At 43.1% G+C, this 13,025-nt stretch carries 13 protein-coding genes; 10 read left to right on the top strand and 3 right to left on the bottom strand.

Annotation, left to right across the window (positions count from 1 at the left end; genetic code table 11):
- Positions 1-12: 12 nt before the first annotated feature.
- On the top strand, positions 13-813 hold the full coding sequence (locus MHI35_RS13425) for a phosphotransferase family protein (protein ID WP_186325087.1): 801 nt from the start codon (positions 13-15) through the stop codon (positions 811-813).
- Here MHI35_RS13425 and MHI35_RS13420 read toward each other — a convergent pair.
- Positions 810-1,085, bottom strand: a complete 276-nt coding sequence (locus MHI35_RS13420) for a YtzH-like family protein (RefSeq protein WP_144469162.1) — start codon at positions 1,083-1,085, stop codon at positions 810-812. The genes MHI35_RS13425 and MHI35_RS13420 overlap by 4 nt on opposite strands.
- A 187-nt stretch (positions 1,086-1,272) precedes the next feature.
- Here MHI35_RS13420 and trmB point away from each other — a divergent pair, with 187 nt between their 5' ends.
- The 3 genes from trmB to MHI35_RS13405 all read left to right on the top strand — a co-directional run bounded on the left by trmB (position 1,273) and on the right by MHI35_RS13405 (position 4,649).
- Entirely contained in the window at positions 1,273-1,914 is a 642-nt protein-coding gene (gene trmB, locus MHI35_RS13415) for a tRNA (guanosine(46)-N7)-methyltransferase TrmB (protein ID WP_144469163.1), read from the top strand.
- Positions 1,915-2,029: 115 nt separating this feature from the next.
- On the top strand, positions 2,030-2,878 hold the full coding sequence (locus MHI35_RS13410) for a YtnP family quorum-quenching lactonase (protein WP_211062860.1): 849 nt from the start codon (positions 2,030-2,032) through the stop codon (positions 2,876-2,878).
- Positions 2,879-2,951: 73 nt separating this feature from the next.
- Positions 2,952-4,649: an NAD-dependent malic enzyme gene (locus MHI35_RS13405; RefSeq protein WP_335349249.1), complete on the top strand. Its 1,698-nt coding sequence runs from the start codon at positions 2,952-2,954 to the stop codon at positions 4,647-4,649.
- Between the two features lie 43 nt (positions 4,650-4,692).
- Here the strand turns inward: MHI35_RS13405 and MHI35_RS13400 are convergent, their stop codons facing one another.
- Positions 4,693-5,007 (bottom strand): PepSY domain-containing protein, encoded by a 315-nt coding sequence (locus tag MHI35_RS13400; protein ID WP_003217759.1) that lies wholly within the window; start codon positions 5,005-5,007, stop codon positions 4,693-4,695.
- 199 nt (positions 5,008-5,206) lie between these two features.
- Between MHI35_RS13400 and MHI35_RS13395 the strand changes: the two genes are divergently transcribed.
- Positions 5,207-6,280, top strand: coding sequence for a M42 family metallopeptidase (locus MHI35_RS13395; protein WP_335349250.1), 1,074 nt, complete (start codon positions 5,207-5,209; stop codon positions 6,278-6,280).
- 214 nt (positions 6,281-6,494) lie between these two features.
- On the opposite strand, the gene MHI35_RS13390 is transcribed toward MHI35_RS13395, so the two are convergent.
- A complete protein-coding gene (locus MHI35_RS13390) occupies positions 6,495-6,941 on the bottom strand; it encodes a YtoQ family protein (protein WP_012010925.1) in 447 nt (148 codons plus the stop codon).
- Positions 6,942-7,141: 200 nt separating this feature from the next.
- Between MHI35_RS13390 and MHI35_RS13385 the strand changes: the two genes are divergently transcribed.
- From MHI35_RS13385 to MHI35_RS13365, 5 genes are all read left to right on the top strand, one after another.
- On the top strand, positions 7,142-8,170 hold the full coding sequence (locus MHI35_RS13385) for a PTS transporter subunit IIC (protein WP_335349251.1): 1,029 nt from the start codon (positions 7,142-7,144) through the stop codon (positions 8,168-8,170).
- Positions 8,157-8,477 (top strand): thioredoxin family protein, encoded by a 321-nt coding sequence (locus tag MHI35_RS13380; RefSeq protein WP_003217665.1) that lies wholly within the window; start codon positions 8,157-8,159, stop codon positions 8,475-8,477. The genes MHI35_RS13385 and MHI35_RS13380 overlap by 14 nt, the downstream gene beginning before the upstream one ends.
- A gap of 19 nt (positions 8,478-8,496) precedes the next feature.
- Positions 8,497-9,309, top strand: a complete 813-nt coding sequence (locus MHI35_RS13375) for a DUF1444 domain-containing protein (RefSeq protein ID WP_335349252.1) — start codon at positions 8,497-8,499, stop codon at positions 9,307-9,309.
- Positions 9,310-9,325: 16 nt separating this feature from the next.
- Positions 9,326-9,931: a YtpR family tRNA-binding protein gene (gene ytpR, locus MHI35_RS13370; protein WP_144523023.1), complete on the top strand. Its 606-nt coding sequence runs from the start codon at positions 9,326-9,328 to the stop codon at positions 9,929-9,931.
- A gap of 196 nt (positions 9,932-10,127) precedes the next feature.
- Positions 10,128-12,878 (top strand): DNA translocase FtsK, encoded by a 2,751-nt coding sequence (locus tag MHI35_RS13365; RefSeq protein WP_144521018.1) that lies wholly within the window; start codon positions 10,128-10,130, stop codon positions 12,876-12,878.
- Positions 12,879-13,025 lie beyond the last annotated feature (147 nt).

The following is a 13,025-nucleotide window of genomic DNA, read 5'->3' as shown; positions in this document are numbered from 1 at the left end:
TTGAAAATTGATATGAACTGGTTGGGACAAATATTAGGTAGCGAATGGCACATCTCTCCTGCTGGAGGCGCTACGGGAGATGCGTACTTCGCAACACACAATGACCAAAAGCTATTTTTAAAACGCAATACGTCACCGTTTCTTGCGGTTTTGTCAGCTGAAGGCATTGTGCCGAAGCTTGTCTGGACAAAACGGATGGAAAATGGGGATGTCATCACTGCGCAGCACTGGCTGAGCGGCAGAGAGCTGAAGCCAAAGGACATGAATGACCGTCCTGTCGCAGAGCAGCTAAGAAAAATTCATACATCGAAAGAATTGCTTGATATGCTGAAACGATTAGAGAAGCACTCTCTAGACCCAGCATCCATTCTGAAGCATTTAAAACAGTCCATTTTGAAAGAGGAAATTGATTCGCGTGACGTCACACGTGCCATCCAGTACTTAGAGAAGCATGTGGAGGCAGTTCAATTTGAAGACAAGGTCGTGTGTCATTGTGACCTCAATCATAATAATTGGTTGCTGACAGATGAAAACCAGCTTTACTTAATCGATTGGGATGGGGCGATGATTGCTGACCCAGCCATTGATCTTGGACCACTTTTATACCATTATGTTGAAGAAGAAAACTGGGAAAGCTGGCTCTCAATGTACGGTGCCCCGCTGACGGACAATTTGCGAAAACGCATGGCTTGGTATGTCCTCGCTGAAACCGTATCGTTTGTCGTGTGGCATAAAAGAAAAGGGAATGAAAAAGCACAGCAAGAAGTGAAAGCGGAGCTGAGCGCACTCTTACAGCGGTTAAACATTCATTAAGACAGAGGAATATTCTCGACCCACTCTGACAAATGCGATTGATGCGCCTCAATATGTGCATCAATTGAGTTGACAGAAGTGCCCTTTTGGCTGTAATCATAAATATCTGTTAATAATTGACGAATGTCGGCATCAAGGTCTTCTTTTGCCAGCATTAATTGAATCACGCGTCCCACCTGTTCATATTCTGCAACAGTCCCGCAGCAATCCAACTGGTGATCGGTTAAAATATCTTTGATTAATTGAAGCTGATGTTGACGGTTTAATCCCATACGTATGCTCCTTTTCTGCGTGTCATTTATGTGGTTAAACTGTGCATTCAGCGCCCAATTTATACATGCGGCAGACCAGCTCAAGCGAGGGTTGGTCTTTTTCATATGCGTATAAAGATGCCGTCTTGCGGGTCTTTATGTTTCATGGTATCTTGATAAAATGTAAAGAAAATAGAGGTGTATCAAATTGAGAATGCGACATAAACCATGGGCTGATGATTACTTAGCTGAAAATGCTCATATTGCCTTAGCGAACCCCGAGCAATATAAAGGGAAGTGGCATGAGCTGTTTGGAAATGATCATCCAATCCATATCGAAGTTGGCACAGGGAAAGGGAGCTTTATCGCTGGCATGGGCAAGCTTCATCCTGATATCAACTATATTGGCATTGAATTATTTAAAAGTGTCATTGTGACAGCAGTAGATAAAATCAAAGAAACAAATGTTGAAAATGTAAAGCTTTTGAACATTAATGCGGAAACGCTGACAGATGTGTTTGCGGAAAATGAGATTGACCGGGTGTATTTGAATTTCTCTGATCCGTGGCCAAAAGCAAGGCATGAAAAGCGCAGATTGACGTTTAAAGCCTTTTTAGAGCGATATGAACATATTCTCCGTTCAGGCGGTGAGTTGCATTTTAAAACAGATAACCGCGGGTTATTTGAATATTCCTTAAAGAGCTTTTCTGCATATGGCCTTCTTTTAACGTATGTAAGCTTAGATTTACATAAGGACGGATTAGAAGGAAATGTGATGACGGAATACGAAGAGAAATTCTCGTCTATGGGACAACCTATCTATCGATCAGAAGTGAAATTTCCAGAATAACAAATAACATCAAGCTGGCTGCAAAAAAAATTGCAGTCAGCTTTTTTCATGAAAAGATTGATGCATGCGATTTTCAGCTGTATTTGCTACGATAGAAAAAGGAGGGATGACAGCAATGGAGACAATGAAAATAGGTGACATGGAACTGTTCTGGTTAAACGGGGGAGATACACATATGGATGGTGGCGCGATGTTTGGTGTAGTGCCAAAGCCGCTATGGTCAAAAAAATACCCAGTGAACGATCGCAATCAAATTGAACTGCGGTGTGACCCGATCCTCATCCGGTGGAATGGTCTTCATTTTTTAGTGGATTCCGGCATCGGATCAGGGAAGCTGACGGATAAACAAAAACGCAATTATGGCGTAACAGAAGAGACGAAATTGGAAGAGTCACTCGCGGCACTCGGCCTGCAACCAGAAGATATTGATTACGTCTTAATGACGCATCTTCACTTCGATCATGCAAGCGGATTAACAAAACTTGAAGGAGAAAAGCTCGTGTCTGTTTTTCCGAAAGCAAAAATCATCACATCCAAAATCGAATGGGATGAAATGAGGGCGCCTAACATCCGCTCAAGAAATACATATTGGAAAGAAAACTGGGAGCCGATAGCAGATCAAGTGGTGCCATTTGAAGAAAGCATCGAAGTAATAGAAGGCATTGAGCTGCATCATACAGGTGGTCATAGCAATGGTCATAGTATCTTAACGCTCACAAGTCAGGGCGAAACAGCCATTCATTTAGCTGACATCATGCCAACGCACGCTCATAAAAACCCATTATGGGTCCTTGCTTATGATGATTACCCAATGACTTCAATCCCAGCTAAGCAAAAATGGCAGGCATTTGCAGAAGAAAAAAATGCGTGGTACTTGTTTTATCATGATGCGATTTACCGCGCTGTTAAGTGGGATGAAGATGGACAAATCACACATGAAGTCAAAAGAGAATCAGGAAGATAAAAGATCATCTGCATGTTTTTCCGCCTTTCACACAAAATAACGACAAAATGAACTTGTGAAAGGAAGAGTGCAGGTGAACCAATCTTATCGTGTACATGGTGATGTCATTGAAACACCGTTAAGAGGGATGGAAGTCATGTCCGTCCCTTATTTAAACAAAGGGGTTGCATTTACGAAGGAAGAGCGGGAAGAGCTTGGTTTAAAGGGGTTTTTACCGCCTAAGGTTTTAACATTAGAGGATCAGGCGAAGCGTGCCTATGAGCAGTTCAAGGCACAGCCGGATGAACTCGGGAAAAATGTGTATTTAACATCACTTCATGACAGAAACGAAGTGCTTTTTTACAAATTACTAAATGAGCACTTAGCAGAGATGCTACCGATTGTCTACACACCGACGGTTGGAACAGCTATTCAGCGTTATAGCCATGAGTATCGAAAGCCAAGGGGTCTTTATTTATCAATTGATGACTTGGAAGGCATGGAAGAGATTTTTGCCTCATACGGTGTGGATGAATCCATTGACTTAATCGTTGCGACAGATGCAGAAGGCATTTTAGGGATTGGAGACTGGGGAGTTGGCGGTATTGCCATTTCAGTCGGGAAACTTGCAGTTTATACTGCCGCAGCAGGGATTGATCCTAGCCGTGTGCTGGCCGTTGTACTTGATGCAGGGACGAACCAGGAAAGTCTCTTGAATGATCCGCTTTATGTTGGAAATCAGCATTCTCGCGTTCGAGGAGAGCGTTATGATCAGTTCATTGATCAATATGTAGAGCTTGCCCGTGCAACCTTTCCAAATGCACTTCTTCACTGGGAAGACTTTGGGACAAAAAATGCACGAGCCATATTGGAAAAATATAAGGAACAAATTTGTACATTTAATGATGACATTCAAGGGACTGGAGCTGTGTCACTTGCTGCGGTCCTAGCATGTGCAAAAGCTTCGAAGGTTCCGCTGAAAGATCACCGAATCGTCATTTTCGGTGCGGGTACGGCAGGAATTGGCATAGCGGAGCAGATCCGTGATGCGATTGTCAGAGACGGAGTCAAAGAAGAGGAATCATATGATCATTTCTGGTGTATTGATAAAACAGGATTGCTTACAGAAGATTCGCCTGACATTCAGCCATTTCAAAAGCCATATGCAAGACGTTCTGACGAAGTAAAGGATTATGCCCGTAATGGTCCTAAGCAATCCATTGATTTATTAGAGGTCGTCAAACAGGCAAAACCAACCATCTTAATCGGCACTTCGACAGTAGGAGGAGCTTTTACAGAGGAAATTGTGAAAGAAATGGCGTCACACGTAGAGCGCCCAGCCATTTTACCGATGTCTAATCCGACACCTCTTTCAGAAGCAAAGCCTAAAGATCTCATTGAGTGGACAGAAGGACGCGCCCTCGTGACAACAGGAAGCCCATTTGATCCTGTCGAATATGGCGGCGTGACATATGAAATTGGGCAAGCGAATAATGCTCTTGTGTTCCCAGGGCTTGGCCTTGGAACAATTGTGTCTAAAGCACGCCTCATGACAGACAGCATGTTTGTTGCGAGTGCTGAAGCGATTGCCAGCATGGTCAATGTCGGAAAACCGGGTGCAGCAATGCTGCCAAGTGTCGATCAGCTTCGAACCGTTTCAGCGACAGTGGCTGTCCGTGTGGCGCAAGCAGCGATTGATGAAGGAATTGCAGAGGAAACACCTGAGGATCTCATTCAGGCTGTACAGGACGCTATGTGGCATCCTGTGTATAAAAAAATCAAAGCCATATAAAAAAGAAGCTTCGCAAGGATACACCTTTGCGAAGCTTTCTTTATCAAGCCACAGAATCAATGACATCCACAATCATGCCTGTTTTGGCATCAATCATGACTTCGTACTGTTCAAGCTCGCCGAAGGCTGAGCGAGTAATGCCAGATTTGTACACATCAATCGTTTCACCATTTACGGTATACGGTTCTGGTACAGTATAAATCCAAGAACCATCAATCGGGCCGCGCTGTTTAAAAGCAGATTTCACAATTTTTAATGCTTTTTCAGACGAGATATACGTAGGGAAGAATACTTTCTTTGCAACAATTGCAGCGGCTACGCCAATACTCGCACCAATCAGAACATGTTTTAACTTCAACGTGCTGCACCTCCGTATTGCTGTTTTTTCCATTATACAAAACTTGTCCATTGATGTTAAGGAATCCGAATACTTGAAAGCATATTCAAAATTTTTGGAGAGATACTTGGAAAACCGAAAGAATTCTTATAGTATAAAGTGAGTGTTATTTTTATAGGAATATATATGGTCATTACATAGAAACGAGGTAAATCGTAGAATGAATGAAGAAACATTGTCGCTTTTCCGAAATTTAACAGAATTACAGGGTACCCCAGGTAATGAGCACCATGTTCGTGCCTTTATGAAAAAGGAACTTGAGAAATATTCTGACGAACTCATTCAGGATCGTCTTGGCGGTGTGTTTGGGGTACGCAAGGGACCAGAAAATGCACCTAAAATCATGGTGGCTGGTCATATGGATGAAGTGGGATTCATGGTTTCATCCATTACAAAAAACGGGATGATACGCTTCCAAACACTCGGCGGCTGGTGGAGTCAAGTCATGCTGGCTCAGCGTGTCGACGTTCATACCGATCACGGACCAATTCCTGGTGTCGTCTCTAGTACACCTCCTCATCTTCTAACACCAGAACAAAAAAGCAAACCTGTGAAACCATCAGACATGCTCATTGATATTGGTGCAGACAGTGAAGAAGAGGCAAAAGAACTTGGCATTCGTCCAGGACAGCAAATCGTGCCTGCAACAGTCTTTACCCCGATGGCGAATCCTAAGAAGATTTTAGCGAAGGCTTGGGATAACCGCTATGGCTGCGGACTTGCGATTGAATTATTAAAAGAAATAAAAGACGAACCACTTTCATGTCATCTGTATTCAGGTGCAACGGTTCAGGAAGAAGTAGGACTTAGAGGGGCAGAAGTAGCTGCGAATATGATTCAGCCGGATCTGTTCTTTGCTTTAGATGCAAGCCCCGCAAACGATGTGACAGGTGACAAAACCCAATTTGGCCAGCTTGGAAAAGGTGCACTTCTGCGAATTTTTGATCGAACCATGATTACGCACCGCGGAATGAGAGACTTTGTGCTCGATACGGCTGAGTCAAACAATATTCCATACCAATATTTCGTATCACCAGGTGGTACTGACGCTGGACGTGTGCATATTTCAAACCAAGGTGTGCCTTCTGCTGTCATTGGGGTTTGCGCTCGCTACATTCACACAAGTCATTCAGTATTGCATGTGGATGACTACGCAGCGGCAAAAGAATTAATTGTCCGTCTTGTGAAAAACTGTGATCAAAGTACAGTGGATTCTATTTATCAACAGGTGTAATTGTAATCAGCATGGAGACAAACCCTCGCATTCTTTGTCAGGACTGCGTTTCGGTGCTCACGAATGTTTCAATTCGATCCACTCCGGTACTCGTCCTTCCTAGAATTTAAAGGTTTTCTATCACGCTGAAAAGAAGACAAAGGGCTAAAATAAAGATCATTTTAGCCCTTTGTCAACAATCTAAGGCTGCCTCTTTTAAGAGAGCAGCCTTTTGTTATTGCTGTTCAAACACGTAAGATAACGCCTTGATCGCTTGGTTCACGGTTTCTACAGTAATATTCGCTTTATTTGATAGTTCCTTTAACGGATGGTGCAGTTCTTTTGGGCGGATCAAAATGAGAGGTTTCCCTTTCGCGATGGCAGCAGATGCATCCATTGCCGTGTTCCATTGTTTATATTTCTCACCAAAGCGGGCAATGACGATGTCTGACTTGTTTAATAGGATCTCAGTACGAAAATTGTTCAAATCAGAAGCAGCATCATCTTTGAAAATGGCATTCGGCTGTTCACCTAAAATGTCCTCACCAATGTGATCGGAGCGGTCATGATTCTCCATTGGACCTACAAATGTCACTGGCAGTTTCAACGATTGGCTTTTCTCCTTGATTTCATCACGCCACTGGCTATGAATTTCTCCTGCTAAATAGACGGTTAATTGCATAACGATCTCCTCCTTTTGTACAAACTTAGTAAAGGTTTGCCCTGTTTCTTTTCATGTTACACAAGAAGTGCTTGATAAAGCAAAAAAAATATGATTATGATATTCATGGTAGAGACTATTTTTCATCGTAAGAATACTACATATAATGGGAAGGACAGGCCTCTTCGTCTTTCCTATGAGAAAGCAGGAAGAAGACGTTGATGACTTATTTGAAAAGAAAGGGAATCTCCCTTTCGCCAAAAGTGTACTTCATTGAAGCACTCTCTTATATGGCTTTAGGTCTATTTGCTACATTAGTAGTAGGTCTTATTTTAAAAACAGCAGGTGGTCTGTTATCGCTTCCGCTCATCATCAAAATGGGAACACTCGCAATGGGGCTCATGGGACCAGCGATTGGCGTAGCCGTTGCGTACCGGTTACAGGCTTCACCTTTGATCATTTTTGCAAGTGTTGTCTCAGGTGCTGCAGGAGCAGAGCTTGGTGGACCTGCTGGAAGTTTTGTCGCAGCATTAATTGGTGTGGAAATCGGTAAGCTGGTCAGTGGTGAGACGAAAATTGATATCATTTTGACACCGCTTGTCACCATCATCACTGGTTTTTCCACCGCTACTTTGATCGGCCCTGGGATTGAAGCTATGATGACAGGGCTAGGCAGGCTCATCATGTGGGGGACTGACCAAAGTCCGCTGATCATGGGCATGCTAGTAGCGACCATTGTTGGACTTGCCCTTAGCTCACCGATTTCAAGTGCTGCGCTTGCGCTTATGCTTGACTTAAATGGTCTTGCTGCTGGTGCTGCAACGATTGGCTGCTGCGCTCAAATGGTCGGCTTTGCCGCTGCAGGTTTTAGAGAAAATCGTTTTGGCGGACTTGCCGCTGTCGGTATTGGCACGTCAAAATTGCAGCTTCCGAACATTGTGAAAAATCCCCTTATCCTTATTCCGCCGACGATAGCGGGCCTCATTCTCGCGCCAATTGGTATCATTGGCTTTGGGATGGTCAATAATGCGGCAGGGGCAGGAATGGGAACGAGCGGTCTTGTTGGACAGCTCATGACACTGACCGTTATGGGGGTTCATCCATCCGTTTTTCTAGCGATTGCTCTTTTGCATATCGTTGGCCCGGCAGTGATTAGTTTGGTAGTATCAGAATGGATGAGAAAAAAAGGCTATATACAATTCGGCGATTTAACCATACAAACTGGAGGAATGAAACATGAAAAAAATTGAATCTAACGAAGAATTACAAAAAGTGATTCAAGAAGACTTAACCGTATTGCTATTTTCAGCGGACTGGTGCCCAGACTGCACCTTTATCGAACCATTCTTGCCAGAGCTTGAAGCAAATTACCCAGAATTTGAGTACTTCTATGTGGATAGAGATCAATTTATTGATACTTGCGCAGAGTGGGAAATTTACGGCATTCCAAGCTTTTTAGTCTTTAAAAATGGACAAGAGATTAACCGCTTTGTCAGCAAGGATCGTAAAACGAAGGAAGAGATTGAAGCATTTTTAACAGATTCTCTTTCTAAATAATGAAAGGAGAGTCTCAATCATGGCAAAAATGACATCAAGACAGCTTGCGAACGAACTCAAAAGCCGTCTGACAAATGACAGCTGGTCACACCAGTTTGACCGAGAAAAAGATACACTTCGTATTGAAGATAAACAAACCGGTAAAGGGATCACACTAGAGCTCCCTCCAATCATTGCAAAGTGGGAAGTAAAGCCTGATGAAACTTTGGATGAGATCGTCTATTATGTGAAAGAGGCGCTAAGTGCCATGAAGGGCGAAGCGCAGCACATTTCAGGAAAAGAAAAGCAAATTTATCCGGTCATTCGATCCACTTCCTTTCCTGAGGCATCAAGTGATGGCATCCCGCTCGTTTTTGATGAGCAAACAGCTGAAACGAGAATCTACTATGCACTTGACCTTGGAAGCACCTACAGATTAATTGATGAAAAGATGCTTCAAAAGGAAAACTGGACAAAAGAACGAATCAGGGAAACTGCTAGCTTCAATGTCCGCTCACTTGAAACTGTAGTGAAAATGGATGAAGTGGCAGGCAACCGGTTTTATTTCTTCCGTGCGAATGACGGATATGATGCGAGCAGACTTTTAAATGAATCGATTTTACAAGAATACGCGCAAAAAATAGAAGGACAGATGGCTATCTCTGTCCCCCATCAAGATGTATTCATCATTGCAGATGTTCGCAATGAATCAGGCTATGATATTTTAGGACAGATGTCGATGAGCTTCTTCGCCAGCGGCACGGTTCCGATTACCGCATTGTCATTTTTATATGATGAGGGCAAGCTTGAACCGATCTTTATTCTTGCTAAAAGCAGACCAAAACAGCAGTAGAAGGGAATTTTGAAGAATGAACGTTTTTTATAATGCAGAAGGTGTAGGCGACACACTCCTTATTTCATTGAAAGATGTGACGAGAGAAGAAGTAGGTCATGAGACGTTTGGAGATGTCGTAAGAATCTTCAATCAAGAAACAAAAGAAACAACAGGCTTTAATATCTTCAATGCGTCCACTTACATGAAAATTGAAGAAAATGGATCTGTACCGCTTTCTGAAACACTTGTTCAAGATATCAACGAAATTTTAAACCGCAACGGTGTCAGTGAAACGTTGACTGTGGATCTATCACCAAAATTTGTTGTCGGTTATGTAAAGGAAAAAGAAAAGCATCCGAATGCAGATAAACTAAACATTTGCCAAGTAGATGTTGGCGATGAAACATTGCAAATCGTATGCGGTGCACCAAACGTTGATCAAGGGCAATATGTCGTGGTCGCGAAGGTTGGGGCAGTGATGCCAAGCGGTTTAATTATCAAAGATGCTGAGCTAAGAGGTGTTCCATCAAGCGGAATGATTTGTTCAGCAAAAGAACTAGATCTTCCAGACGCGCCTACTGAAAAAGGGATTCTTGTTCTAGAGGGAAGCCATCAAGCTGGCGAACCCTTTCAAGCTTAACCTCCCATAAACGGGCACATCAGAGCGAAGAATGTGTTATACCAAAAGTCACTAAGTACGTACTTAGTGACTTTTTTTCATCTACAGACAGTACAAATAGCAAGGAGCGGCACTTTTCTCGCTTTTCTGCATGAAAAAGCAATGGTATACTAAAAATCGCCCAAGAAAACGTAAGGGGAGTTAAAGTGAGTGATAAATGATGAGTTGGTTAGATAAATTTTTTAGTGTATTTTTAGGTGAAGAACAGAAAGAAGAAAAAGCTGTGAGACCTGAAGAAGGTCCAGTTGCACCAAAGCAACCAGTTTTTGAACAGCATAAAGAATATAAAAAAATTGAAGATACAAAAGTCTATTATGAATATCCGACAGGCAACTTCCGCTTTCCGCTTGTTCCAGATGAACCTCAGCGTGACGGAGTAAAGCAGGAAAGAAGACGCCCGAAGCAAGGCCAGTCAATGGCTAAGCAGAAGACCTATGAGTCAAAACAAACGGTGCAGCCTGACACCAATAAAAAGCCATTCAAACCAGAGCAAATTCCTTCACCAATCTATGGCTATCATCAGGATATGCGTCCAAAACGAACAGAAGCAAAAGAAGAATTATCTTCTGTTCAAATGAAAGCAGCGGAAACAGCGCAACGTGTCACCCTGCTATCAGAAGAGGCAGAGCGTGAACGAAATGTCAGACAGCAAATGAACATTCCATCAATACGGAAAGAAAATCGAATGGAAGAAACAGTTCCAGCTCCAGTAGAAGAAAGAGTGGACGTCAAAACAGACGTGACCCCGCTTACTTTGCAAGAGGAACTCGCTTATCACGATCACGTTCAATCGACGATGGAGCGTTTAAGTGACGAGCCTCTTATTCAAACAGAGGAAAAAGAGCCAGTCTTTTCTGAACCTCAAGACCATTTTGAAGCTGACTTACATAATCAGCAAGCCGAAGTATATCACGAACCGCCGGTAGAAACTGAGCCTGTACAGGATGTTTCCAGTGAAAACGAAGAAATACAAGACGAGCCGGTAGAACAGATTGTCGACCATACTCAGGAAATAGAAATAGAACCGTTGACATTCGAAACAGCGGAAGACACGCATTCCGCTATTGATATGGAAGTAGACATGCCGGCAGAAGAAGTAGAGGTACTAGACAATATCTCAGCAGAATCGGTCGAGGAAGAGGAAATAGAAACTGATTCCACCGAAGACCATCAAGAAGAAGTGCCAGCGGCAGCATTGGAAGAAACAGAGCGAGTTGCCGAGCATAATCTGCAAGAAAATCAAGTGATAGAAGAAGCGGAAATAGTAGAAGATCAAGTGATGCCAATAGAACAAGAAGCAGAGGAACAGACAACTACTGAACGAGTAGAACCGGTTATAGAGCAGCAAGAACCAGTGCATGAAGTGATGGAAGAAAAACCGAAACAGGCATCTCCTCAGCCACAACGTGCAAGCGGACAAACCTCAACGGTTCCTTTTAACGTCATGATGTTAAAAAGTGATCAACGCGTGCAAGGACAAAAGAAAGCAGCAGATGGTCAAGGATATGTGTTTCCAAGCCTCGCCCTTTTAGATGTACCTCCGGCTCAAAAAGGAGAGGACGGGACATGGGTGAAAGAGCGGGCAGAGCTGCTCAATGCCACGCTGAAAAATTTTAATGTCAGAGCAAGTGTCGTTCATGTCACGCAAGGCCCTTCTGTGACAAGGTTTGAAGTACATCCAGAACCAGGTGTCAAAGTGAACAAAATCACGAACCTGTCAGATGATATTAAACTCAGTTTGTCCGCAAAGGATATACGAATTGAAGCACCGATTCCAGGAAAGAACACGATCGGGATTGAAGTGCCGAACCTTCACAGTAAAATGGTTTTCTTACGAGAGATGATCAGAAGCAGTGCGTTTAGAGACAATCCATCTCCTTTAACAGCAGCACTCGGATTAGATATCTCAGGACAGCCTGTTGTCGTTGATCTGCAAAAAATGCCGCATGGGTTAATTGCTGGAGCAACAGGTTCAGGAAAAAGTGTGTGTATTAATACCATTTTAGTGAGCTTAATGTTTAAAGCATCACCAGATGAAGTGAAAATGCTGTTAATTGACCCTAAAATGGTCGAATTAGCGCCGTATAATCATATTCCGCATCTCGTGAGTCCTGTCATCACTGATGCCAAGACAGCGACAGCAGCTCTAAAATGGGTAGTAGATGAAATGGAAAGACGCTACGAGCTGTTTGCACACTCTGGTGTGAGAGAAATCAAACGATTCAATGAGCTTGTCAAAGAAAAACAAATGGGTGAAAAATTGCCTTATCTTGTTGTAGTGATCGATGAGCTCGCTGATTTAATGATGGTCGCACCAAATGAAGTCGAAGAAAGTATTTGCCGAATCGCGCAGAAAGCAAGAGCATGCGGCATTCACTTATTGATTGCGACACAAAGACCTTCTGTTGATGTCATCACGGGTCTCATTAAAGCCAATATTCCAACAAGAATTGCTTTCTCTGTTTCAAGTCAAGTAGATTCTAGAACGATCATCGACATGGCAGGTGCAGAAAAGCTTCTCGGAAAAGGAGACATGCTCTTCTTAGAAAATGGATCCGGCAAGCCGACGAGACTGCAAGGGAACTTTGTATCAGACCGCGAGATCGATCAAGTAGTGGCACATGTTAGAAAACAGCGGAAGCCGGTGTTCCTTTTCGAACAGGAGGAATTAATGCTCCAAGGCTCTGCGATTACAGATGAAGACGAATTGTTTATGGATGCCTGCCGTTTTGCTATTGAGCAAAATAGCGCTAGTACATCGAGTTTGCAGAGAAGATTTAGAATTGGCTACAATCGTGCTGCGAGATTGATCGACATGATGGAACGCGAAGGCATGATCTCTGGTGCAAAAGGCAGTAAGCCAAGGGAAGTCCTCATGACACTGAGTGACTTAGAACAGTTGATCTAAACAAAATCACTTCATTTTTTTCATAAACATGGTATGATAGCACATAGGTGCAATTTTGGGATTGGACGCTTTTCGCATGCCTATCAGAACGCTTTTTTATGTAAAATGAGCGAAACCAGGTGTTAGAAATAGGAAAGTTGTCGGATA

Origin of the sequence: Bacillus sp. FSL K6-3459 (assembly GCF_038003305.1) — a bacterium.
Taxonomy (GTDB): Bacteria; Bacillota; Bacilli; order Bacillales; family Bacillaceae; genus Bacillus; species Bacillus pumilus_O.
Note: the sequence above shows the minus strand (reverse complement) of the source record. Positions and strands in the feature narration are given on the sequence as shown.

What these genes read in the sequence shown, in the direction of transcription:
- MHI35_RS13425 (WP_186325087.1), top strand. Translation starts at nt 13, where the DNA reads ATGAACTGGTTGGGACAAATATTAGGTAGCGAATGGCACATCTCTCCT.
- MHI35_RS13420 (WP_144469162.1), bottom strand. Translation starts at nt 1,085, where the DNA reads ATGGGATTAAACCGTCAACATCAGCTTCAATTAATCAAAGATATTTTA.
- MHI35_RS13410 (WP_211062860.1), top strand. Translation starts at nt 2,030, where the DNA reads ATGGAGACAATGAAAATAGGTGACATGGAACTGTTCTGGTTAAACGGG.
- MHI35_RS13395 (WP_335349250.1), top strand. Translation starts at nt 5,207, where the DNA reads ATGAATGAAGAAACATTGTCGCTTTTCCGAAATTTAACAGAATTACAG.
- MHI35_RS13390 (WP_012010925.1), bottom strand. Translation starts at nt 6,941, where the DNA reads ATGCAATTAACCGTCTATTTAGCAGGAGAAATTCATAGCCAGTGGCGT.
- MHI35_RS13385 (WP_335349251.1), top strand. Translation starts at nt 7,142, where the DNA reads ATGACTTATTTGAAAAGAAAGGGAATCTCCCTTTCGCCAAAAGTGTAC.
- MHI35_RS13380 (WP_003217665.1), top strand. Translation starts at nt 8,157, where the DNA reads ATGAAAAAAATTGAATCTAACGAAGAATTACAAAAAGTGATTCAAGAA.
- MHI35_RS13375 (WP_335349252.1), top strand. Translation starts at nt 8,497, where the DNA reads ATGGCAAAAATGACATCAAGACAGCTTGCGAACGAACTCAAAAGCCGT.
- ytpR (WP_144523023.1), top strand. Translation starts at nt 9,326, where the DNA reads ATGAACGTTTTTTATAATGCAGAAGGTGTAGGCGACACACTCCTTATT.
- MHI35_RS13365 (WP_144521018.1), top strand. Translation starts at nt 10,128, where the DNA reads ATGATGAGTTGGTTAGATAAATTTTTTAGTGTATTTTTAGGTGAAGAA.